The sequence below is a fragment of the Thermodesulfobacteriota bacterium genome (genome assembly GCA_030583865.1).
Taxonomy (GTDB): Bacteria; Desulfobacterota; GWC2-55-46; order GWC2-55-46; family GWC2-55-46; genus UBA5799.
Genome location: CP129479.1, coordinates 989985 through 1011302, shown reverse-complemented (window position 1 = coordinate 1011302; position 21318 = coordinate 989985). Strand labels below are relative to the sequence as shown.

General features: G+C 58.8%; 24 protein-coding genes. All 24 read right to left on the bottom strand.

The features are described from left to right. Positions 1–42 precede the first annotated feature (42 nt). The 24 genes from rplR to rpoB all read right to left on the bottom strand — a co-directional run bounded on the left by rplR (position 43) and on the right by rpoB (position 21307). Positions 43–405, bottom strand: coding sequence for a 50S ribosomal protein L18 (rplR, locus tag QY316_04825; GenBank protein ID WKZ33721.1), 363 nt, complete (start codon positions 403–405; stop codon positions 43–45). 5 nt (positions 406–410) lie between these two features. Beyond that, on the bottom strand, positions 411–959 hold the full coding sequence (gene rplF / locus QY316_04820) for a 50S ribosomal protein L6 (protein ID WKZ33720.1): 549 nt from the start codon (positions 957–959) through the stop codon (positions 411–413). Positions 960–1099: 140 nt separating this feature from the next. Beyond that, entirely contained in the window at positions 1100–1498 is a 399-nt protein-coding gene (gene rpsH / locus QY316_04815) for a 30S ribosomal protein S8 (protein ID WKZ33719.1), read from the bottom strand. 103 nt (positions 1499–1601) lie between these two features. Then, the gene (locus QY316_04810) at positions 1602–1787 is read right to left on the bottom strand and encodes a type Z 30S ribosomal protein S14 (protein ID WKZ33718.1); all 186 of its coding nucleotides are present in this window, start codon (positions 1785–1787) and stop codon (positions 1602–1604) included. A 27-nt stretch (positions 1788–1814) separates the two neighbouring features. Continuing rightward, complete coding sequence (rplE, locus tag QY316_04805) at positions 1815–2354, bottom strand: 50S ribosomal protein L5 (GenBank protein ID WKZ34081.1); 540 nt, start codon at positions 2352–2354, stop codon at positions 1815–1817. Continuing rightward, positions 2354–2671 (bottom strand): 50S ribosomal protein L24, encoded by a 318-nt coding sequence (rplX, locus tag QY316_04800; protein ID WKZ33717.1) that lies wholly within the window; start codon positions 2669–2671, stop codon positions 2354–2356. The genes rplE and rplX overlap by 1 nt, the downstream gene beginning before the upstream one ends. 38 nt (positions 2672–2709) lie before the next feature. After that, complete coding sequence (gene rplN / locus QY316_04795; GenBank protein WKZ33716.1) at positions 2710–3078, bottom strand: 50S ribosomal protein L14; 369 nt, start codon at positions 3076–3078, stop codon at positions 2710–2712. Next, positions 3075–3344, bottom strand: a complete 270-nt coding sequence (gene rpsQ / locus QY316_04790) for a 30S ribosomal protein S17 (GenBank protein WKZ33715.1) — start codon at positions 3342–3344, stop codon at positions 3075–3077. The genes rplN and rpsQ overlap by 4 nt, the downstream gene beginning before the upstream one ends. Further along, complete coding sequence (rpmC, locus tag QY316_04785; protein WKZ33714.1) at positions 3345–3545, bottom strand: 50S ribosomal protein L29; 201 nt, start codon at positions 3543–3545, stop codon at positions 3345–3347. Then, positions 3542–3955 (bottom strand): 50S ribosomal protein L16, encoded by a 414-nt coding sequence (gene rplP, locus QY316_04780; GenBank protein ID WKZ33713.1) that lies wholly within the window; start codon positions 3953–3955, stop codon positions 3542–3544. Before rplP ends, rpmC begins: the two co-directional genes overlap by 4 nt. A gap of 9 nt (positions 3956–3964) precedes the next feature. After that, positions 3965–4630: a 30S ribosomal protein S3 gene (gene rpsC, locus QY316_04775; GenBank protein ID WKZ33712.1), complete on the bottom strand. Its 666-nt coding sequence runs from the start codon at positions 4628–4630 to the stop codon at positions 3965–3967. A 64-nt stretch (positions 4631–4694) separates the two neighbouring features. Beyond that, positions 4695–5027 (bottom strand): 50S ribosomal protein L22, encoded by a 333-nt coding sequence (gene rplV / locus QY316_04770; GenBank protein WKZ34080.1) that lies wholly within the window; start codon positions 5025–5027, stop codon positions 4695–4697. Positions 5028–5136: 109 nt separating this feature from the next. Beyond that, on the bottom strand, positions 5137–5424 hold the full coding sequence (gene rpsS / locus QY316_04765; GenBank protein WKZ33711.1) for a 30S ribosomal protein S19: 288 nt from the start codon (positions 5422–5424) through the stop codon (positions 5137–5139). A 2-nt stretch (positions 5425–5426) separates the two neighbouring features. Then, the gene (gene rplB, locus QY316_04760) at positions 5427–6245 is read right to left on the bottom strand and encodes a 50S ribosomal protein L2 (GenBank protein ID WKZ33710.1); all 819 of its coding nucleotides are present in this window, start codon (positions 6243–6245) and stop codon (positions 5427–5429) included. A 58-nt stretch (positions 6246–6303) separates the two neighbouring features. Further along, the gene (locus QY316_04755; GenBank protein WKZ33709.1) at positions 6304–6591 is read right to left on the bottom strand and encodes a 50S ribosomal protein L23; all 288 of its coding nucleotides are present in this window, start codon (positions 6589–6591) and stop codon (positions 6304–6306) included. After that, a complete protein-coding gene (gene rplD, locus QY316_04750; GenBank protein WKZ33708.1) occupies positions 6588–7205 on the bottom strand; it encodes a 50S ribosomal protein L4 in 618 nt (205 codons plus the stop codon). The genes QY316_04755 and rplD overlap by 4 nt, the downstream gene beginning before the upstream one ends. A gap of 72 nt (positions 7206–7277) precedes the next feature. Then, positions 7278–7916 carry a 50S ribosomal protein L3 gene (rplC, locus tag QY316_04745; GenBank protein ID WKZ33707.1) on the bottom strand — a complete coding sequence of 213 codons (639 nt, stop codon included), beginning with the start codon at positions 7914–7916 and terminating at the stop codon, positions 7278–7280. A gap of 91 nt (positions 7917–8007) precedes the next feature. Further along, positions 8008–8319: a 30S ribosomal protein S10 gene (gene rpsJ / locus QY316_04740; protein ID WKZ33706.1), complete on the bottom strand. Its 312-nt coding sequence runs from the start codon at positions 8317–8319 to the stop codon at positions 8008–8010. 48 nt (positions 8320–8367) lie between these two features. Beyond that, the gene (tuf, locus tag QY316_04735) at positions 8368–9567 is read right to left on the bottom strand and encodes an elongation factor Tu (GenBank protein ID WKZ33705.1); all 1200 of its coding nucleotides are present in this window, start codon (positions 9565–9567) and stop codon (positions 8368–8370) included. A gap of 70 nt (positions 9568–9637) precedes the next feature. Further along, positions 9638–11722 (bottom strand): elongation factor G, encoded by a 2085-nt coding sequence (fusA, locus tag QY316_04730; protein ID WKZ33704.1) that lies wholly within the window; start codon positions 11720–11722, stop codon positions 9638–9640. A 167-nt stretch (positions 11723–11889) separates the two neighbouring features. After that, positions 11890–12360 (bottom strand): 30S ribosomal protein S7, encoded by a 471-nt coding sequence (gene rpsG, locus QY316_04725; GenBank protein WKZ33703.1) that lies wholly within the window; start codon positions 12358–12360, stop codon positions 11890–11892. A gap of 38 nt (positions 12361–12398) precedes the next feature. After that, positions 12399–12770: a 30S ribosomal protein S12 gene (gene rpsL / locus QY316_04720; GenBank protein WKZ33702.1), complete on the bottom strand. Its 372-nt coding sequence runs from the start codon at positions 12768–12770 to the stop codon at positions 12399–12401. A 185-nt stretch (positions 12771–12955) separates the two neighbouring features. Then, complete coding sequence (gene rpoC / locus QY316_04715) at positions 12956–17053, bottom strand: DNA-directed RNA polymerase subunit beta' (protein ID WKZ34079.1); 4098 nt, start codon at positions 17051–17053, stop codon at positions 12956–12958. 108 nt (positions 17054–17161) lie between these two features. Further along, on the bottom strand, positions 17162–21307 hold the full coding sequence (gene rpoB, locus QY316_04710) for a DNA-directed RNA polymerase subunit beta (GenBank protein WKZ33701.1): 4146 nt from the start codon (positions 21305–21307) through the stop codon (positions 17162–17164). Positions 21308–21318 lie beyond the last annotated feature (11 nt).

Below are 21318 nucleotides of genomic sequence, written 5' to 3'. Positions count from 1 at the left end.
GTTTGGAGGAAACCCCAAATATGCGCTTTTATCATGAACGGTCTAAAACTTGAGACCGCCTTCCCTTGCGCCCTCCGCGAGCGCCTTAATCCTGCCGTGGTAAATGTAGCCGGACCTGTCGAAGACCACCTTCTCGATGCCCTTTTCAAGGGCGAGCCTGGCGATTGCCTGGCCGACCTTCCTGGCCGCGTCCAGCTTCTTCGCGTCAGTCCCGTCGAAGCCCTTCATCTTGGTCGATGCCGCGACCACCGTCTTCCCGGCCGCGTCGTCTATGACCTGCGCGTATATGTGCTTGTTGGACCTGCGTACGTTCAGGCGCGGGCGCTCACCGGTGCCCTTTATCTTTTTCCTTACGCGCGCCTTCCTTCTCTCAAAGCCGCTCTGATTTTCTATCCTGCCGCTCATCTCTCTTATTTACCCCCGGCTTTGCCAGCCTTGCCGGCCTTTCTCCGTATTACCTCGTCCGAGTACTTTATGCCCTTGCCCTTGTACGGCTCGGGCTTCCTGAACGCCCTTATGTCGGCGGCGACCTGGCCCACAAGCTGCTTGTCCGCGCCCTTTATGGTTATGGCGGTCTGCTTCTCGACCGCGGCGCTTATGCCCTTGGGGAGCTCGTACTTCACCGGGTGCGAATAGCCCAGCGCCAGGTTGAGGGAGTTTCCCTGCACCTCGGCCTTGTAGCCGACCCCGACTATATCGAGCTTCTTCTGGAAGCCCTCGGAGGTGCCTTTTACCATATTGGCTATGAGGGTCCTCGTAAGCCCGTGCAGCGACTTTGCGGTCCTCGATTCGTCAGCCCTCTTTACGGTAATCTGGGAATCCTTGAGCTCAACGCTTATCTCGTCCCTTACCGAGACCTCAAGGGAGCCCTGCGGTCCGGTCACCTTGACCTTCTTCCCTTCGAGAGCGACCTTGACATTCGCCGGAACGGCTATCGTCTGTTTACCTATCCTTGACATACTGAGCGTCCTTCTCTTTATAGTGCGCTGTGCTTTTTATTATTTACGCGCCAGCCACGGGGCTTTTTTTGCCCGGGCGCGCCCGTAATTCTGGCGCAGTGTATTCCTTCGTTCCAGCCGCTTTCAACCGTACCGCCGGATTAATGTATAGTGCAGAGTACCTCGCCGCCGACTCCGAGCTCCCTGGCCTTCCTATCGGTCATAACACCCCTGGAGGTGGAGACTATCGCCACGCCGAGCCCGTTCAGGACCCTGGGTATCTCGTCCTTGCCAACGTATTTCCTGAGGCCGGGCTTGCTCGCCCTCCTGATGGAGGATATCGAGCTTTTCTTGGAGGCGCTCCACTTGAGCTGGATCTTCAGGAAGTTCCTGGCCCCCTCCTTGAAGGAAGTGACGTCTTTTATATAGCCCTCTTCCTTGAGGATCTTCGCGATTTCGAGCTTCACGCCCGAGGAGGGCATCACGACCTCCTGGTGCTTCGCCTGGACCGCGTTCCTGAGTCTCGTGAGCATGTCCGCGATCGGGTCTGTCATAGACATCTTGAATTTCTCCGTGTCTTGAATTGATTAATTCCGGTCGGAAAACATTAAGCCTGCGGTTATCTTTGTTCTCCGGTTGCCCCGGGCTTCAGCCGGGCGGTCGTTACCAGCTGGCCTTGACCACGCCGGGGAGGTCGCCCTTGAGGGCCATCTTCCTGAGGCAAAGCCTGCACATGTTGAACTTCCTGTAGTAGGCCCTCGACCTGCCGCATATCGGGCAACGGTTGTATTCCCTGACCTTGAACTTCTGCTTCCTCTTGGCCTTGGCGATGAGTGACTTCTTAGCCAATTAAAAACCTCCGTTTAGAACCGAGCCTCAGCTCCTGAAAGGCATTCCCAGGTGCCTGAGGAGGGCCTTGGCCTCCTCGTCGCTCTTGGCTGTGGTGTTGATGGTGATGTTGAGTCCCCGTATCTTGTCGATCTTGTCGTACTCTATCTCGGGGAATATTATCTGTTCCTTGACGCCTATGGTGTAATTGCCCCTGCCGTCGAAGGACTTGTCCGGCATGCCCTTGAAGTCCCGTATCCTGGGCGCTGCGAAGCTCGCGAAGCGGTCGAAGAACTCGTACATCTTCGCGCCCCGGAGCGTGACCATGCACCCGATAGGCATGCCGGCCCTGAGCTTGTAGGTGGCTATCGACTTCTTGGCCTTGGTGACTACCGGCTTCTGGCCGGTTATGGCCGCGAGGTCGCGGGAGGCCGCGTCGATGACCTTTATTTCCTTCACGGCCTCCCCGAGGCCGATGTTGATCACTATCTTCTCGAGCTTCGGCACCTGCATGACGTTGGAGTAGCTGAACTCCTTCATCATAGCGGGGACGACCTCTTTATCGAACTTGTCCTTGAGTCTCGGGATCATTTATCCAGCACCTCACCGCACTTTTTGCAATACCTCACCCTGCGGTCCCCTTCGAGCCTCCTGCCGGCCCTGACCGGCCCCTTGCACTTCTCGCAGAGTATCATCACGTTCGAGACGTGTATGGGGGCCTCTTTCTCGATTATGCCGCCGTGCTTGTACTTGGGCGAAGGCTTCTGGTGGCGCTTGACCACGTTAAGCTTCTCGATGTAGACCTTTTCCTTGTCAGGGTCAACCCTGAGCACCTTGCCGGTCTTGCCCCTCTCCTTGCCGGCTATGACCATTATCTGGTCGTCTTTCCTGATCTTCAATGCCATATTTCAACCAACCTTGTCTGAATTAGGGCGCCTCTTTTTTAAAGGACCTCGGGCGCGAGCGAGACTATCTTCATGAACTTCTTTGCGCGGAGCTCCCTGGCGACGGGGCCGAAAATCCTGGTGCCGACCGGTTCGTTTTCCTTGTTTATGATGACGCAGGAGTTCTCGTCGAACCTTATATAGGAGCCGTCCGGCCTTCTCGTCTCTTTCCTGGTGCGGACCACGACCGCCCTCACCACCTCGCCCTTCTTGACCTTCGCGTCGAATACCGCTTCCTTGACGTTGGCGATGATGACGTCCCCGATGTTGGCGATGAGCTTGTTGGACGCGCCGATTACCTTTATGCAGGAGACCTTCTTGGCCCCCGAATTGTCGGCAACCCCGAGGATTGACCTGATCTGTATCATTTTGCCTTCTCCAGGATTTCTTTAACGCGCCATCTCTTGGTCTTGCTGAGCGGCCTGGTCTCGACGATCACGACCTTGTCGCCCGCGCCGCATTCGTTCTTCTCGTCATGGGCCGTGTACTTAACGCGCCTCTTTACGTACTTGCCGTAGAAGGGGTGTTTCGCGAGCCTCTCGATGGAGACGACGACGGTCTTGTCCATCTTGCCGCTTGTCATGACGCTCCCGACGAGCGTCTTCTTGTGCGGAGTCTTTGCTTCCGAAGCCATTTATTTCTTAGCCCCCCTCTCCTTCTCGGCCAGGATGGTCTTCACCCTGGCTATATCCCTCCTGAGGGCGCGTAGCCTCAGCGGGTTCTCAAGCTGGTTGGTGGCATGGCGCATGCGCAGGCTGAAGAGCTCTTTCGTGAGCTCGCCCTCCTTGGCCCTGGCGTCCTCCAGCGTCATTTCCCTCAGTTCTGCCGGTTTCATATATCTTCCCTTTTGATGAACTTGGTGCCGAGCGATATCTTGTGCGAGGCGAGCCTGAAAGCCTCCCTGGCCACGGCCTCGGTCACGCCCTCCATCTCGTAGAGCACGCGGCCAGGCTTTATCACGACAACCCAGTCCTCGGGCGCGCCCTTTCCGCTGCCCATCCTGGTCTCCGCGGGCTTCTTGGTGATGGGCTTGTCGGGGAACACCCTTATCCAGATCTTGCCGCCCCTCTTGATGAAGCGGGTCATGGCGATCCTGGCGGCCTCTATCTGCCTGGTGGAAAGCCAGCCGCAGTCGGTGGACTGGAGGCCGTAGTTCCCGAACGCGAGCTCCGCGCCCCTCGAGGCAAGGCCTCTCCTCTTGCCTCTCTGCTGTTTCCTGAATTTTACCTTTTTCGGCATCAACATGGCTGAAACCTACCCTTTAGTTGCTGCGGACTCTTCGGCTGCCGCCCTCTGTACCGGGACCTCGCCCTTGTAAACAAGCACCTTGACGCCTATTATCCCGTAAGTGGTGAGCGCCTCGGCCTGGCCGTAATCTATGTCAGCTCTCAGGGTATGGAGAGGCACCCTCCCCTCCCTGTACCATTCGCTTCTCGCTATTTCGGCGCCTCCGAGCCTGCCGGCGCACATTATCTTGATGCCCTTGGCGCCCATGCGTAGCGACGTCGTCACGGCCTTCTTCATCGCCCTCCTGAACGAGACCCTTCTTTCGAGCTGCAGGGCCACGTTCTCGGCAACGAGCTGCGCGTCGGTGTCGGGCTTCCTTACCTCGACTATGTCGAGGTCAACGTCCCTGCCCGAGAGCTTCGCGAGCTGCTTTTTCATGACGTCTATCTCGGAGCCGCGCTTGCCGATGACTATGCCCGGCCTCGCGGTCCTTATGATGACCCTCACCTTGTTGGCGGTCCTCTCGATGTCGATCGAGGAGATGCCGGCGTGGAAGAGCTTCTTCTTGACGAACTTCCTGAGGGTCAGGTCCTCGTGGACGAAGGCGGCGTAATTCTTCTCGCCGAACCACCTCGAGTTCCAGCCCTTGGAAATGCCGAGCCTGAATCCTATTGGATGTACCTTCTGACCCAAAAAAAGACCTCCGTTCTAAGTTCTTCGGTTCTGAATTATATCGCCGCCCTTGTCCGCGGCCCCTTTATGCCTCTCCGAGGACCACGGTAACGTGGCTGGTCCTGCGCCTTATGAGCGAGCCCCTGCCCATCGCCTTCGCGTGCGTGCGCTTAAGCACCGGCCCGCCGTCGACGTAAGCCGCCTTTACGAAAAGCCTGTCCACGTTCAGGTTCTTGGTGTTCTCGGCGTTCGCCATCGCGCTCTTCACGAGCTTTATGAGGTCCCTGCTCACGGCCTTGTCGCTATGGCCGAGGAGCGTAAGCGCCTCGTCTATCTTCTTGCCCCTTATGAGGTCGATGACCAGGCGCGTCTTCTGCGGTGAGGTCTTCAAGTATCTGAGAACTGCCTTGGCTTCCATTTCTATTACCGGCTCCCTATTGCCTTTTTTGAATGTCCGGGTCGGGCCCGAATCCATTATCCCATCCGGATTTCACGCCCGGAACGTTTGCCCCGGGCCGCGGCCCGGCTTAACCCTTTGCCCCGGGCACCTTTGCCTTCTTTACGCCCGAGTGGCCGTGGAAGGTGCGGGTCGGGGAGAACTCGCCGAGCTTGTGCCCGACCATGTTCTCGGTCACGAAGACCGGGACGAACTTCTTCCCGTTATGCACTGCTATGGTGAAGCCCACCATCTCGGGGACTATCATGGAACGCCTTGACCAGGTCTTTATGACCTTCCGCTGCCTGGCGTCGCCGGCGGCGTTAACCTTCTCCATCAGGTGCGAGTCCACGAACGGGCCTTTTTTTAAGGAACGCAACGCTATTTCCTCCTGGTAATTATAAACTTGTCTGTGTACTTCCGCCGCCTGGTCTTATATCCCTTGGTCGGCACGCCCCAGGGGTTGGTCGGGTGGTTGCCGCCCTTGCTCTTGCCTTCGCCGCCGCCGTGCGGGTGGTCGACCGGGTTCATGGCCACGCCCCTCACCTTCGGGTTCCTTCCGAGCCAGCGGGACCTGCCGGCCTTGCCTATGGTCACGTTCTCGTGGTCGATGTTGCCGACCTGCCCTATGGTCGCGTAGCAGTCCTGCAAAACGTACCTGACCTCGTTCGAGGGAAGCTTTATGGTCGCGTAGGCGCCTTCCTTGGCCATGAGCTGGGCGTAGGAACCGGCGCTCTTTACAAGCTGGCCGCCCTTGCCCTTCCTCATCTCCACGTTATGGACGAAGGTGCCCACTGGTATTGAACGGAGCGGCAGGGCGTTGCCCGGCTTTATGTCGGCCTCGGGGCCGGCGACCACAGTGTCGCCCACCTTCAAGTCCACCGGCGCGAGTATGTAGCGCTTCTCGCCGTCCGCGTAGTTAAGGAGCGCTATATTAGCGGTCCTGTTCGGGTCGTACTCTATGGCCGCGACCTTCGCGGGGATACTGACCTTGTCCCTCTTGAAGTCGATCAGCCTGTAAATCCTCTTGTGGCCCCCGCCTATCCAGCGGCTTGTGACCCTGCCGAGGTTATTCCTGCCGCCCGTCCTCTTGACAGGCGCGGTAAGGCTCTTTTCCGGCCTCTTTTTGGCGACGTCGTGGACGAGCGTCGTCTTCTCTCTCATGGCCGGCGACGTAGGGTTGTACTTTTTTACTGGCATCGTCTTTCTCTTCTCGATTTGATTTGAGCCTCGCTGAGAGCGGGCGCAATGGACGTTCCTATACGCCCTCGAATATCTCTATCCGGTCGCCCTCGCGGAGCTTAAGATATGCCTTCTTCCGCGTGGGCCTCTGCCCGGCGTACTTCCCCATGCGCTTTATCTTGCCCGCGAGCCTGTGCGTGTTTACGTCGAGCACCTTTACCTTGAATATGCTCTCCACCGCCTCCTTGATGTCCTTCTTGGTGGCGTTCACGTCCACCCAGAAGACGACCTTGCCGTCGGCTGCGGCGGCGGTGCTCTTCTCGGTTATGACCGGCGACTTGAGTACTGTATAATGGTTTTTCATTGCACCAACGCCTCTACTTTCTCGAGCGCGCCCCTGGTCATGACCAGGTTGTCATAGCTCAGTATGTCGTAGACGTTAAGCCCGCCGGACAACTGCACCTGGAAGTCCTTCAGGTTCCTTACCGCGAGCTCAAGGTTCCTGTTCGGGCCGTCGATGACGATAAGGGCGTTTTGAAGCCCATGTTTCTGAAGGAGATCCAGGGCCGACTTCGTCTTCGGCTCGGCGAGGTCGATGGAAGATAGCACCTTGAGCCTGCCCTCCTTGAGACGGAGCCGGAGCGCGTTCTTCAGGGCTTCCTTCATGACCTTCTTCGGGAGCTTGTATGAATAATCCCTCGGGTGCGGGCCGAATACCGTGCCGCCGTGCCTCCATACCGGAGACCTGTTCGATCCCGACCTTGCCCGGCCAGTGCCTTTCTGCTTCCAGGGCTTTATGCCGCCGCCGCTTACCTCTCCCTTGGTCTTGGTCGAGGCGGTGCCCGAGCGCCTGTTGGCGAGCTGCATCTTCACGACCTCGTAAAAGAGGTGCTCCTTGACCTCTCCAGAGAAGACCTCTTCGCTAAGGGCCACCTCGGAGACCTTCGAGCCGTTCGTGTCCAGAACCTCTACGTTCATCTGCCTAATCCCTTGATTTTTCGGTAAACAGTTACTATATACAAAAGTTTGTGACTTCTCAAGAAGAAAAAGCTATTTATTGTTCTTTTTGAGCGCCTTTTTTATTACAACCACGCCGTTGATCGCGCCGGGGACCGCGCCCTTTATAAGGATGACGTTCTCCTCGGGCCTTATCGCGACGACCTGAAGGTTCTGCACGGTGACGTTAGCCGCGCCCATGTGGCCGGCCATCTTCATGCCTTTGAAGACGCGTGACGGGTCGGAGCTCGAGCCTATGGACCCGGGAGCCCTGTTGTGCATGGAGCCGTGGGACTCGGAGCCGCCCCTGAAGTTGTGCCGCCTCATTGAGCCCATGAAGCCCTTGCCCTTGGAATTCCCGGATACGTCCACCCAGTCGCCGGGCTTGAAGACGTCTGCCGCGTTGACGGCGGTGCCGGGCTTGTATGCGTCGAGCTCGGCGCCCTTGAACTCAATGAGGTGATAGAAGCACGGGGTGCCCGCCTTCTTGAAGTGGCCCTGGAGGGGTTTCGTCTCCCTCCTCTCCTTCTTCTCGAGGAAGCCTACCTGCACGGCGTCGTACCCGTCCTTTTCCCTGGTCTTTCTCTGCACGACGGTGTTGCCGGTCTTTATGACCGTAACGGGCACCATCGCACCCCCCTCGGAGTAGACGTGGGTCATTCCGATCTTCTTCCCTACGATTCCTGCAATCATCTTGAGTTCCCTGCCGCAGAGGCCCCCTGTGTGGCGGGTGCATGCGCGCGTTAATGGTATGAGGTGGCCGAACGTTTTCCCCGGAGGGCGACTACTCGAGCTTTATCTCCACGTCCACGCCCGCCGGGAGGTCGAGCTTCATGAGCGCGTCTACCGTGGTCTGAGTGGGTTCCATGATATCCATGAGCCGCTTGTGCGTGCGTATCTCGAACTGCTCGCGGCTCTTCTTGTCGACATGCGGCGATCTGAGGACCGTGAACCTGTTGATCCTGGTCGGGAGCGGTATCGGGCCTTTTATGGCCGCGCCCGTCCTTTTCGCGGTATCGACTATCTCCTTCACGGACTTGTCGAGAAGCCTGTGGTCGAACGCCTTAAGCCTTATCCTGATCTTCTGGTTGTCCACCCTGTTTAACTCCGTAACTTATTGTTCCTGGCCCGGACTACGGGCTTGTTATTCGGTTATCTTGGTAACTACGCCCGCTCCGACCGTCCTTCCGCCCTCGCGGATCGCGAACCTCAAGCCCTCTTCCATCGCTATCGGCGTTATGAGCGCCACGTCTATGCTTATGTTGTCTCCGGGCATGACCATCTCCGTGCCCTCGGGAAGGGTCACGATGCCAGTGACGTCCGTCGTCCTGAAGTAGAACTGCGGCCTGTAGCCGTTGAAGAACGGCGTGTGGCGGCCTCCCTCCTCCTTCGTGAGGATGTAGACCTCGCCCTTGAACTTCGTGTGCGGAGTCACAGACCCGGGCTTCGCCAGCACCTGGCCCCTCTCAACCTCTTCCTTCTTCGTGCCCCTCAAGAGCGCCCCGATGTTGTCGCCGGCGCGCCCCTCGTCCAGGAGCTTCCTGAACATCTCGACTCCCGTAACGGTAGTCTTCGTCGTCGGACGAAGCCCTATTATCTCGATCTCCTCGCCTACCTTTACAATGCCCCTCTCGACCCTGCCCGTCACCACGGTGCCGCGCCCGGATATCGAAAAGACGTCCTCGACAGGCATCAGGAAAGGCTTGTCCACTTCCCGCTTGGGCTCCGGTATATAGGTGTCCAGCGCCTCGGTAAGCTCGTGTATCGCCCCGCACCACTGGCATTCCTTCTTGCCGCACCCGCACTCCAGTATCTTAAGGGCGCTCCCCTTTATTACCGGGATCTCGTCACCCGGGAACTTGTACTGGTTCAGAAGCTCCCTCACCTCGAGCTCCACAAGGTCCAGAAGCTCCTTGTCGTCTACCATGTCAACCTTGTTAAGGAATACGACTATGTAGGGAACCCCAACCTGCCTCGCAAGGAGTATATGCTCCCTCGTCTGCGGCATCGGGCCGTCAGCCGCGGAGACCACCATTATCGCGCCGTCCATCTGCGCCGCGCCCGTTATCATGTTCTTTATGTAGTCCGCGTGGCCCGGGCAGTCTATGTGCGCGTAGTGCCTCTTGTCCGTCTGGTACTCGACGTGGGATATGGAGATCGTTACTCCCCTCTCCCTCTCCTCGGGCGCCTTGTCTATGTTCTCGTACGCAAGAAACTCCGCGTACCCCTTCGAGCTAAGGACCTTGGTTATCGCCGCGGTAAGCGAGGTCTTCCCGTGGTCAACGTGGCCTATCGTGCCTACGTTAAGGTGCGCCTTGCCTCTCTCGAATTTAGCCTTGCTCATTTTTTCCTCCGAACTCCCTTCGGTTTTGAATAACTGTTTTCAGCACACCCTGGCGCGTTTGCGCCGGGCCCTATTTCGCGGCCTGCACCTTCGCGGTCAGCACCTCTGTGACGGAATTGGGCACCTGCTCGTAATGCGAGAACTGCATGGTGTAGGATGCCCTGCCCTGCGTCTTTGACCGGAGGTCGGTTGAATATCCGAACATGTTGGCAAGCGGGACAGTCGCGCCCACCACCTGAAAGCCGCCCCTCGATTCCATGCCCTGGATCTTACCCCTCCTCGAGTTGAGGTCGCCTATGACGTCGCCCATGAACTGCTCGGGCACTACGACCTCGACCGACATGATGGGTTCAAGCAGTATGGGGCCCGCGTTCCTAACGGCCTCCTTGAAGGCCATGGAGCCGGCAATCTTAAAGGCCATCTCGGACGAGTCCACGTCATGGTATGAGCCGTCGTAAAGCGTGACCTTGACGTCAACGACCGGGTATCCGGCGAGCGAGCCGTTCTCAGAGGCCTCCCTCATGCCGTTCTCTACCGGGCCTACATATTCCTTCGGGATGGTTCCGCCGACGATTTTATTGACGAATTCGAAGTTCTTGCCCTTCTCGCCCGGCTCTATCTCTATGTATACGTGGCCGTACTGGCCGCGTCCGCCCGTCTGCCTTATGTACTTGCCCTCGGCCTTCGCCTTCCTGGTGATGGTCTCCCTGTAGGCGACCTGGGGCTTTCCGACCGAAGCCTCTACCTTGAACTCGCGGAGCATCCTGTCCACGATTATCTCGAGATGGAGCTCGCCCATTCCCGATATGATGGTCTGGCCAGTCTCCTCGTCCGTTTTCACGCGGAAGGAGGGGTCCTCGATCGCCAGCTTCTGCAGCGCGATACCGAGCTTCTCCTGGTCAGCCTTGGTCTTCGGCTCGATGGCAATCGAGATGACCGGCTCGGGGAAGTCCATGGACTCGAGTATTACGGGCTTCGCCGGGTCGCATATGGTATCGCCCGTGACGGTGTACTTCATGCCGACCGCGGCGGCAATGTCGCCGGCATAGACCTCTTTCACGTCCTCGCGCTTGTTGGCGTGGAGCTTGACCAGACGCCCTATCCTCTCCTTCTGGTCCTTGGTGGAGTTATAGACGTACGAGCCGGCGGTCATGCAGCCGGAATATACGCGGAAGAACGTAAGCTGGCCCACGAACGGGTCTGTCATGATCTTGAAAGCCAGGGCCGAAAACGGAGCGTCATCGGAAGTGGGACGCGAGTCCTCTTCGTTCGTCTCCGGGTTTATGCCTTTTATGGGGGGTATGTCTATCGGTGAAGGAAGGTATTCGACTACCGAGTCAAGGAGGAGCTGTACGCCCTTGTTCTTGAAGGAGGAGCCGCATATGACCGGCGTAAGCTCCATCGCAATGGTGCCCTTCCTCAGGGCCTTCTTAAGCTCCTCGGGGGTTACCTCCTGCCCGTCAAGGTACTTCTCCATCAGGCTCTCGTCAAAGTCGGCGGCGGCCTCGACGAGCTTCTCCCTCCACTCGGCGACCTCGTCCTTCATCTCTGCGGGCACGTCTATCACGGTGTACTTTGCGCCGAGGGTCTCCTCTTCCCAGATGATGCCCTTGTTCTGCACCAGGTCCACTACGCCCTTGAAGGTCTCTTCCTTGCCGATGGGGATCTGGAGAACGACCGGCCTTGCCTTGAGCCTGTCGGATATCATTCCGACGACCCTGTAGAAGTCCGCGCCCACGCGGTCCATCTTGTTGACGAACGCGATCCTCGGAACGTGGTACTTGTTTGCCTGCCTCCAGACGGTCTCGCTCTGGGGCTCAACGCCGCCCACGGAGCAGAATACCGCCACGGCGCCGTCAAGGACGCGAAGCGACCTCTCGACCTCAATCGTGAAGTCGACGTGGCCCGGGGTGTCTATTATGTTGATGCGGGTTTCCTTCCAGGAGCAGGTCGTGGCGGCCGAGGTTATCGTTATGCCCCTCTCCTTCTCCTGCTCCATCCAGTCCATGACCGCGGTCCCCTCGTGGACTTCGCCTATCTTGTAGGTCACGCCCGTGTAGAAGAGGATCCTCTCTGTGGTCGTGGTCTTGCCCGCGTCTATATGGGCCATGATCCCGATATTTCTTTGCTTCTCTAATGATACTTGCCTGGCCAAAGCGACTACTCCTCGATAAATCTCTTAAGATACTTCGGTTTGAGCGCGGCCCGCAGGGCCCCGCCCGCATTATCTGGGTACGGATTTTAAGGTTTTGCAACAGGGGGCAGAAGGCTAAAGCCTCTTGCAGCCGGGGGCGCATCCACGACCCCGGGACACAGCCGGGACTACCAGCGATAATGGGCGAATGCCTTGTTGGCCTCGGCCATCTTGTGTACGTCCTCCCTCTTCTTAACCGCGCCGCCCTTGTTATTGGAGGCGTCGATGAGCTCGGCGGCAAGCTTGTCCCTCATCGATTTCTCGCCGCGCGCCCTCGAATAGTTGACTATCCACCTGAGCGCCAGCGAAAGCTTCCTCTCGGGCCTGACCTCGACCGGGACCTGGTAGGTCGCGCCGCCCACCCTTCTCGACTTGACTTCGAGCATGGGCTTGACGTTGTCAAGGGCCTTCTTGAAGACCTTCATGGGCTCGGTCTTGGTCTTTTCCTCTATAACGCTGAAGGCGCCGTAAAGGATGCCCTCGGCCTTGCTCTTCTTGCCGTCCTCGGTAAGCTTGTTTATGAGCTTGGCGACAACCTTATCGCCGAACTGCGGGTCCGGCAGCACGTCCCTCTTCGGGACATTCCCCTTGCGAGGCATAGACTCTCCTCCTTAAAAACAACTTCCTTGCTTGATTGCTACTTGGGCCTCTTTGCCCCGTACTTGGAGCGCGCCTGCTTCCTGTCAGCCACGCCGACGGCGTCGAGGGTGCCCCTTACTATGTGATACCTCACGCCCGGGAGGTCCTTGACCCTTCCGCCCCTTATGAGGACGACCGAGTGCTCCTGGAGGTTATGGCCTATCCCGGGTATATAGGAGGTGACCTCCATCCCGTTCGTGAGCCTTACCCTCGCGACCTTCCGGAGCGCCGAGTTCGGCTTCTTCGGCGTTGTCGTATACACCCTCACGCACACGCCCCTTTTCTGCGGGCATGATTCAAGGGCCGGAGAGGCCGTCTTTACCCTCGGCTTAAGCCTGCCCTTGCGTACGAGCTGATTGATTGTAGGCATACCGGATTACCTTTCGTTTTTCGCTTGCCTTCTGGCGTAAATCAAAGCAATCTACCAGCTTTCAATTTCCTTGTCAAGGCCTAAATGGCCAAAATGCGACTTGAATCGATGAAAAACACAACGAAAAATTTTACCACCTATTACAGGGCCTATCAAGCCCCATGAAAGGTGCAGGGACGCGCCCGTCAGGCGGTCTCCTGCACCTCCTCTTCACCTTCCGGCCCGGCCTCGGGCTGCGGAAGCTCAGGGAGTTCTTCGGTCAGCTCCGCCGCCACCTTGGTGTAGCGCCTGAAGCCCGATCCCGCCGGGATCAGGCGGCCCATTATGACGTTCTCCTTAAGGCCCCTGAGGTAGTCTATCTTCCCCTCCACGGCAGCGCCGGTCAGCACCTTGGTCGTCTCCTGGAAGGAGGCCGCGGAGATGAAGGACTCGGTCGAAAGCGACGCCTTGGTTATGCCCTGGAGGAGCGGCTCGGCAACAGCCGGCCTCTTGCCCTTGGTAATGACCCGGTCGTTCTCCTCGTCGAAGATGTACCTTTCGACCTGCTCGCCGATAAGGAGGTTCGTGTCCCCGGCGTCCTTTATCTTGACCCTCCTGAGCATCTGCCGGACGATGACCTCTATGTGCTTGTCGTTTATCTTGACGCCCTGGAGCCTGTAGACCTCCTGTACCTCGTCCACGAGGTACTTGGCCAGCTCCTTCACGCCGAGGACGCGGAGGATGTCGTGCGGGTTCGCGCTCCCGTCCATCAAGGGCTCTCCGGCCCTCACGCGGTCGCCTTCCCTCACGCTTATGTGCTTGCCCTTGGGTATGAGGTACTCCTTGGCCTCCCCGGTCTCGGGCGAGATGATGACCTTCCTCTTGCCTTTTGTGTCCTTGCCGAAGGAGACGATGCCGTCTATCTCGCTTATGACCGCGGTCTCCTTGGGCTTTCTCGCCTCGAAGAGCTCCGCGACCCTCGGTAGTCCGCCGGTTATGTCCTTGGTCTTGGTCGTCTCCCTCGGTATCTTGGAGACGATGTCGCCGGCCTTGACCGCATCGCCCTCGCTCACGGTGACGATTGCGCCCACCGGAAGGAGATACCTGGCCTCGATATTGGTGCCGGGTATCTTCTGGGTGCGCCCCGCCTCGTCCTTTATGGATATCCTCGGGCGGAGGTCCGATTCCTTGTAGGTCACGATGACCTTGCTGGAGAGGCCGGTCACTTCGTCCACCTGCTCCCGCATGGTCTTGCCTTCCTCTATGTCGCCGAACCGGACGATGCCGCTCACCTCGGTTATGATGGGTATGGTGTAGGGGTCCCAGTCGGCTATGATGGTGCCAGGGGCGACCTTCTGGTCCTCCGGAACACGGAGCCTCGCGCCGTAGATGATGGAATCCCTCTCGCGCTCCCTGCCCTGCTCGTCCTGCAGCGCGATATCGCCGTTCCGGTTCATGACGATGCGCTCGCCCCTGGAGTTCACGGCCACGTTGAGGTTGTGGTATTTTACGATGCCCTCGTGCCTCGCCTCGAGGGTAGTCTGCTCGGCCCTCCTGGAGGCGGTTCCGCCGATATGGAAGGTCCTCATCGTAAGCTGGGTGCCCGGCTCTCCGATGGACTGCGCGGCTATGACGCCCACGGCCTCGCCCATCTCGGCCATCCGGCCCCTCGTAAGGTCCCTTCCGTAGCACTTGATGCAGATGCCCCTTATCGAGCGGCAGGTGAGGACCGACCGTATCTTGACCCTCTCGATGCCGGCCTCCTCTATCTTCTCGACCTTCTGCTCGTCTATCTCTTCATTGGACTCGACGAGCACCTCCTTGGTGAAGGGGTCGAAGACCTCCTCGAGGGCGACCCTGCCGAGTATCCTCTCGCCTATGGGCTCGATGACCTCTCCGCCCTCGATGAGCGGGGTCATGTAGATGCCGTCGAGGGTGCCGCAGTCCTCCTCGGCGATGATCGCGTCCTGCGCCACGTCCACGAGCCTCCTTGTGAGGTATCCGGAGTTCGCGGTCTTCAAGGCCGTGTCCGCGAGGCCCTTCCTGGCGCCGTGGGTCGATATGAAGTACTGTAACACCGTAAGGCCTTCCCTGAAGTTCGCGGTGATGGGCGTTTCTATGATCTCGCCCGAAGGCTTGGCCATGAGTCCCCTCATGCCGGCGAGCTGCCTTATCTGCTGCGCGGAGCCCCTGGCGCCCGAGTCCGCCATTATGAATATGGGGTTGAAGCTCGGCATGGAACGGTCCGTTCCCTCCTCGTCCTTCACCAGGTCCGTGGAGAGCTCGCGGAGCATCTCCTCGGCTATCTCCTCGGTCGCCTGCGCCCATATGTCTATGACCTTGTTGTAGCGCTCGCCGTCGGTTATGAGTCCCTCGTTGTACTGCTTCTGTATCTCCTTTACCTCTTCGTATGCCGAATCAAGGAGATCGCCCTTCTTGCCGGGTATCTTCATGTCGTCTATGCAGATCGATATGCCGGCCTTGGTGGCGTACTGGTAGCCCATGTCCTTGAGCCTGTCGGCGAGAAGGACCGTCTCCTTGTTCCCTGCGCGCCTGTAGCATATGTCGATGAGATCGGCCAGGCGCTTCTTGTCCATGACCCTGTTTATCTCTTCGAACCTTATGACCGGGGGCACTATCTCCTTCATTATGATCCTGCCCACGGTGGTGTCAACGAGCTTGCCGTCCATCTTGACCTTGACGCCGGCCTGGAGATGGACCTCTCCAGCGTCGTAGGCTGCCCGTATCTCGTCAGCCGAGCCGAACATCTTGCCCTCGCCCTTTACGCCCGGGCGGTTCCTCGTAAGGTAATAGAGCCCAAGCACTATGTCCTGAGTGGGCACTATTATGGGCTTGCCGTGCGCGGGCGAAAGGATGTTGTTGGTCGACATCATGAGGACCCTGGCCTCGACCTGCGCCTCTATCGAGAGCGGCACGTGGACGGCCATCTGGTCGCCGTCGAAGTCCGCGTTGAAGGCCGTGCAGACGAGCGGGTGGAGCTGTATGGCCTTGCCCTCTATGAGGATGGGCTCGAAGGCCTGTATGCCGAGCCTGTGTAGCGTAGGCGCCCTGTTAAGGAGGACCGGGTGCTCCCTTATGACCTCGTCCAGGACGTCCCATACCTCGGGGCGCTCCTTCTCGAGCATCTTCTTCGCGCTCTTTATGGTGGTCGCGTACCCCTTCTCCTCGAGCCTCTGGTAGATGAATGGCTTGAAGAGCTCAAGGGCCATCTTCTTGGGAAGGCCGCACTGGTGGAGGCGGAGGTCGGGGCCGATGACGATGACCGAGCGGCCCGAGTAGTCGACCCTCTTTCCGAGGAGGTTCTGCCTGAATCGGCCTCCCTTGCCCTTTATCATGTCAGAAAGTGACTTTAAGGGCCTCTTGTTCTGGCCGGTTATGATGCGTCCGCGCCTGCCGTTGTCGAACAGGGCGTCGACCGCCTCCTGGAGCATCCTCTTCTCGTTCCGTATGATGATGTCCGGGGCATTGAGCTCCATCAGGCGCTTGAGCCTGTTATTCCTGTTTATGACCCTCCTGTAGAGGTCGTTCAGGTCGGATGTCGCGAACCTTCCCCCGTCGAGCGGCACAAGGGGCCGGAGGTCAGGCGGCAGGACCGGTATCACCTCGAGTATCATCCACTCGGGCTTGTTGCCGGAGTTGAGGAAAGCCTCGATGACCTTGAGCCTCTTCGCGATCCTCTTCTTCTTCGCGTCAGAGGTGGTCTTTTTCATCTCGGCCCTGAGCGTTCCGGAGACCTTCTCGAGGTCGATCCTACGGAGCATGTCGCGGATCGCCTCCGCGCCCATGCCTGCGGTGAAGCCGTCCGGCCCCCACTTCTCGATGGCCTTCTGGTACTTCTCCTCGTTCAGGAGCTCGCCTTCCTTGAGGTCCGACTCCTTTGCGTCGAGGACCACGTAGTTCTCGTAATAGAGTATCCTCTCCAGCTCCTTCAGCGTCATGTCCATCATGGCGCCTATCCTGGAAGGGAGGCTCCGGAGGAACCATATGTGGGCCACGGGCGTGGCTAGCTCGATGTGGCCGAGACGCTCCCTCCTCACGTTCGAGGGGATGACCTCGACCCCGCACTTCTCGCAGACCACTCCCCTGTGCTTCATGCGCTTGTACTTGCCGCAGTTGCACTCGAAATCCTTCACGGGGCCGAATATCTTCGCGCAGAAGAGGCCGTCCCTCTCCGGCTTGAAGGTCCTGTAGTTTATGGTCTCGGGCTTCTTCACCTCGCCGTGGGACCATTCCCTGATCCCTTCCGGGGAGGCTATGGATATCCTGATGGCGTTGAAGTCCATCGGTCTTTTATGCTTTTCAAACAAAGCCGCAAGGCTTTCCAAAGTCAACCTCCTTTTAAGCTGGTTCGGGCCGCCCGGTTCAGCGGGCGGCGGTTGCCGGACCGTTACTTAATCCTTCTCTTCCTCGATAAGGTTCACGTCCAGCGCAAGGCTCTGGAGCTCTTTTATGAGGACGCTGAACGACTCGGGGATCGTGGGCTCAAGCGTATACCTTCCGGTCACGATCGACTCGTACATCTTGGTCCTGCCCGGCACGTCGTCGGACTTGACCGTCAGGAACTCCTGGAGGCTGTGCGCGGCGCCGTACGCCTCCATTGCCCAGACCTCCATCTCTCCGAGCCTCTGGCCGCCGAACTGGGCCTTTCCGCCAAGCGGCTGCTGGGTGACGAGCGAGTACGGGCCGGTCGAGCGCGCGTGTATCTTGTCGTCGACGAGGTGGTGCAGCTTCATCATGTACATGACCCCTACAGTCACCTCCTGGTCGAATGCCTCGCCGTTCCTGCCGTCGTAGAGGACCATCTTGCCGCTCCTCGGGAGCCCCGCGGCCTGGAGGTCGTTCTTTACGTCCATTTCCGTGGCGCCGTCGAAGACGGGGCTTGCGATGCGGACCCCGCCCGAAAGCCTCCGGGCCACATCCAGCACCTCGTCGTCGGAGAGGGCGTTCACGAACCTGCTGAACTCGTTGTTCGAGTATATCTTCTTTATCCTCTCCCTGAGGGTGTTGGGGTTCGAGCTCTTCTCGATCATGGCGTTTATGGCGTTCCCCAGGTTCTTGGCCGCCCACCCCAGGTGCGTCTCAAGTATCTGGCCGATGTTCATACGCGAGGGGACGCCGAGCGGGTTCAGCACGATGTCAACCGGCGTTCCGTCCGCGAGGTATGGCATGTCCTCCTCGGGGAGTATCCTCGATATGACGCCCTTGTTCCCGTGGCGTCCGGCCATCTTGTCGCCGACCGAGATCTTCCTCTTCATGGCGATATAGACCTTGACCATCTTTATGACGCCGGGCGGGAGCTCGTCTCCCCTCTTCAACCTGTTTATCCGCTCGTCGAAGACGGCCTTTATGAGGTCTATCTGCTCGTTGAGGGATGCCAGGAGCTCCGAAACCTCGGCCTCGGACTTCTCGTCGGCAGGGATTATCTCATGCCACCTCGACTGGGGTATGGTGTCCAGTATCTCGTCCGTGATGGGCTTGCCCTTGCTTAAGAGCGTGTTGCCCTTCCTGTCGGCTATCCGGACATGGGACTTTTTGTTGAGGAGGAGCTTCCTGACCCTCGAGTATATGGACTCCTTTACTATGCCTATCTCGTCCTCGCGGTCCTTTGCGAGCCTGGAGACCTCCCTGTCCTCGATGGACTTGCTCCTCTCGTCCTTTTCCGCGCCCTTCCGCGAGAAGACCTTCGCGTCTATGACCACGCCCTCGATGCCGGGCGGCACGCGGAGAGAGGTGTCCTTCACGTCCTCGGCCTTCTCGCCGAATATGGCGCGCAGGAGCTTCTCCTCGGGCGAAAGCTGCGTTTCTCCCTTTGGAGTGACCTTGCCCACGAGTATGTCGCCGGGCATCACCTCGGCGCCTATCCTGATGATCCCGCTCTCGTCGAGGTTACGGAGCGCGTCCTCGCCGACGTTGGGGATGTCCCTCGTAATCTCCTCTTTTCCGAGCTTTATGTCCCTGGCCACGACCTCGAACTCCTCGATGTGCACCGAGGTGAAGACGTCGTCGCGCAGGAGCCTTTCGGAAAGGAGTATCGAGTCCTCGAAGTTGTACCCGCCCCAGGGCATGAAGGCGACGATGACGTTCTTGCCGAGCGCGAGCTCGCCCTTGTCGGTCGAGGGGCCGTCCGCTATGACCCTGCCTTCCTCGATAACGTCGCCCTTGAAGACCACGGGTTTCTGGTTAAGGCAGGTGTTCTGGTTCGACCTCCTGAACTTGGTGAGGTTGTATATGTCGACGCCGGCGGCGTTGTTCCTTACCACTATCCTCGATCCGTCCACGCTCTCGACGACGCCGGGGTTCTTAGCGAGAACAGTGACCCCCGAGTCCTTGGCGACTACCGCCTCCATGCCGGTGCCAACCAGCGGGCTCTCGGTCTGTATGAGCGGCACCGCCTGCCTCTGCATGTTCGAGCCCATGAGCGCCCTGTTCGCGTCGTCGTTTTCAAGGAACGGTATGAGGGCAGCGGCGACCGAGACGAGCTGGTTCGGGGACACGTCCATGAGGGTTATGTCCTCGGGACGCGCCATTATGAACTCGCCGCCCTTCCTGGCCGAGACGAACTCGCTCTCGAACTTGCCGTCCTTGTCAATGGGCGCGTTCGCCTGCGCGATAACGTGGTCCTCCTCGTCGAGCGCCGAGAGGTAGGTGATCCTGTTCGTGACCTTGCCGTCCCTCACTTCCCTGTACGGGGTCTCGATAAAGCCGAAGTCGTTTACGCGCGCGTAGGTCGAAAGCGACACTATGAGGCCGATGTTCGGTCCCTCGGGCGTCTCGATGGGGCATATGCGGCCGTAGTGGGTGGCGTGCACGTCCCTGACCTCGAAGCCCGCGCGCTCCCTTGTGAGGCCTCCCGGCCCGAGGGCGGAGAGCCTCCTCTTGTGAGTGACCTCGGAAAGCGGGTTCGTCTGGTCCATGAACTGCGAAAGCTGCGATGAGCCGAAGAACTCCTTTATGACAGCGGAGACGGGCTTGGGGTTTATGAGGTCGTGCGGCATGAGCGTTTCGAGCTCGCCTAGGCTCATCCTTTCCTTGACGGCCCTTTCCATCCTCAAGAGCCCTATCCTGTACTGGTTTTCCAGGAGCTCCCCGACCGAGCGCACCCTCCTATTACCGAGGTGGTCGATGTCGTCGACCATGCCCTGGCCGTTCCGGAGGAGAATGAGGTAGCGGACGACCTCGAGTATGTCCTCCTTCCGGAGGGTGGTGATGTCAAGGTCCACGTCGAAGCCGAGCTTCCTGTTGAGCTTGAGCCTGCCCACCTTGGAGAGGTCGTACCTCTCGTGGTTGAAGAAGAGGTCGTGGAAGAAGGCGTTCGCGGTCGTCACGGTCGGCAGGTCGCCGGGCTTCAGCCTCTTGTATATCTCTATCCTGGCGTTCAGGGTCATGTTGGTGACCGGGTCGTCAGGGTTCTCCTTTCTGAACTCGATGACCGGCCTCGTGTCTTCGCCGCCGATCCTGTCGTTGAGGAGCGTTTCCCTGAAGAAGTTCCCCATGACCTCGATGAGGAGGAGCTTGAAGGAGGTTATGCCCCTTCTCGATATCTCGTCGAGCTTGTCCCTGGAGAGCACCTGGTTGCACTCGAGTATTACCTCGCCGGTGTTGGGGTCCACTATGTCGGTCGAGGCTATGCGGCCCACGATGTCCTCGACCTCGACGGGTATGTACTTGACGCCCGCGGCCACGAGCTTCTTAAGGACGAGCCTCGTGAACTTCCTGTCCTTCTTGACTATGACCTCGCCGGTGGCCGGGTCTTTTATGTCCCTGCTCACCTTCTGGCCGACGAGGAAGTCGGGCTCGACGCTCTTCATTATCTTCTTGTTCTCTAGGACTATCTCTTCGCTCGGGTAGAAATAATTGAGCATCTCCTCGATCGAATACCCGAGGGCCTTCAAAAGTATTGTGGCCGGCATCTTCCTCCGCTTGTCTATGCGGACGTAGAGCCAGTCCTTCTGGTCGAACTCGAAATCGAGCCAGCTGCCGTGGTAGGGGATGACCCTGGCGGTGAAGAGCACCTTTCCGGTGAACCCCTTGGGCTTCTCGAACTCGAAAAATACGCCGGGAGACCTGTGGAGCTGGCTTACGATGACCCGCTCCGTGCCGTTAATAATAAAGCTCCCGTTTTCGGTCATGAGCGGGATCTCGCCGAAATATACCTCCTGCTCCTTTATGTCCCTTATGGACTGCGCACCGGTCTCCGCGTCCTTGTCCCACATTATGAGGCGGACCAGCACCTTTATCGGCGCGGCGTAGGTCATGCCCTTCTGGTGGCACTCGTCGACAGTGTACTTTGGGTCGAGGAGCGAGTACTTCACGAACTCGAGCGAGGCGGTGCCGCTGAAATCCTTTATCGGGAAGGCGCCCTTGAATACGGCCTGCAGGCCGATGTCCTTCCTGTCCTCGGGCTTCGCCTCTGTCTGGAGGAAATAGACGAAGGACTTCTTCTGAACCTCGATGAGGTTCGGCATGCTAACTACCTTCCCTATGCGGGAATAGTCCTTCCTCAAGACCTGTGCGGATATATGTTTAGAGGAAGCCATATTTTAGCAAC

Bases quoted from the DNA above. Each gene is read 5' to 3' on its own strand.
- rpmC (WKZ33714.1), bottom strand. From the start codon at position 3,545: ATGAAACCGGCAGAACTGAGGGAAATGACGCTGGAGGACGCCAGGGCC.
- rpsQ (WKZ33715.1), bottom strand. From the start codon at position 3,344: ATGGCTTCGGAAGCAAAGACTCCGCACAAGAAGACGCTCGTCGGGAGC.
- QY316_04755 (WKZ33709.1), bottom strand. From the start codon at position 6,591: ATGAAAAACCATTATACAGTACTCAAGTCGCCGGTCATAACCGAGAAG.
- rpsG (WKZ33703.1), bottom strand. From the start codon at position 12,360: ATGCCTCGCAAGGGGAATGTCCCGAAGAGGGACGTGCTGCCGGACCCG.
- rpsH (WKZ33719.1), bottom strand. From the start codon at position 1,498: ATGTCTATGACAGACCCGATCGCGGACATGCTCACGAGACTCAGGAAC.
- rplC (WKZ33707.1), bottom strand. From the start codon at position 7,916: ATGATTGCAGGAATCGTAGGGAAGAAGATCGGAATGACCCACGTCTAC.
- rplF (WKZ33720.1), bottom strand. From the start codon at position 959: ATGTCAAGGATAGGTAAACAGACGATAGCCGTTCCGGCGAATGTCAAG.
- rpsL (WKZ33702.1), bottom strand. From the start codon at position 12,770: ATGCCTACAATCAATCAGCTCGTACGCAAGGGCAGGCTTAAGCCGAGG.
- rplN (WKZ33716.1), bottom strand. From the start codon at position 3,078: ATGATACAGATCAGGTCAATCCTCGGGGTTGCCGACAATTCGGGGGCC.
- rpoB (WKZ33701.1), bottom strand. From the start codon at position 21,307: ATGGCTTCCTCTAAACATATATCCGCACAGGTCTTGAGGAAGGACTAT.
- rpoC (WKZ34079.1), bottom strand. From the start codon at position 17,053: ATGGACTTCAACGCCATCAGGATATCCATAGCCTCCCCGGAAGGGATC.
- tuf (WKZ33705.1), bottom strand. From the start codon at position 9,567: ATGAGCAAGGCTAAATTCGAGAGAGGCAAGGCGCACCTTAACGTAGGC.
- rplB (WKZ33710.1), bottom strand. From the start codon at position 6,245: ATGCCAGTAAAAAAGTACAACCCTACGTCGCCGGCCATGAGAGAGAAG.
- rplP (WKZ33713.1), bottom strand. From the start codon at position 3,955: ATGTTGATGCCGAAAAAGGTAAAATTCAGGAAACAGCAGAGAGGCAAG.
- rplV (WKZ34080.1), bottom strand. From the start codon at position 5,027: ATGGAAGCCAAGGCAGTTCTCAGATACTTGAAGACCTCACCGCAGAAG.
- rplX (WKZ33717.1), bottom strand. From the start codon at position 2,671: ATGGCATTGAAGATCAGGAAAGACGACCAGATAATGGTCATAGCCGGC.
- rplR (WKZ33721.1), bottom strand. From the start codon at position 405: ATGAGCGGCAGGATAGAAAATCAGAGCGGCTTTGAGAGAAGGAAGGCG.
- rplD (WKZ33708.1), bottom strand. From the start codon at position 7,205: ATGAACGTAGAGGTTCTGGACACGAACGGCTCGAAGGTCTCCGAGGTG.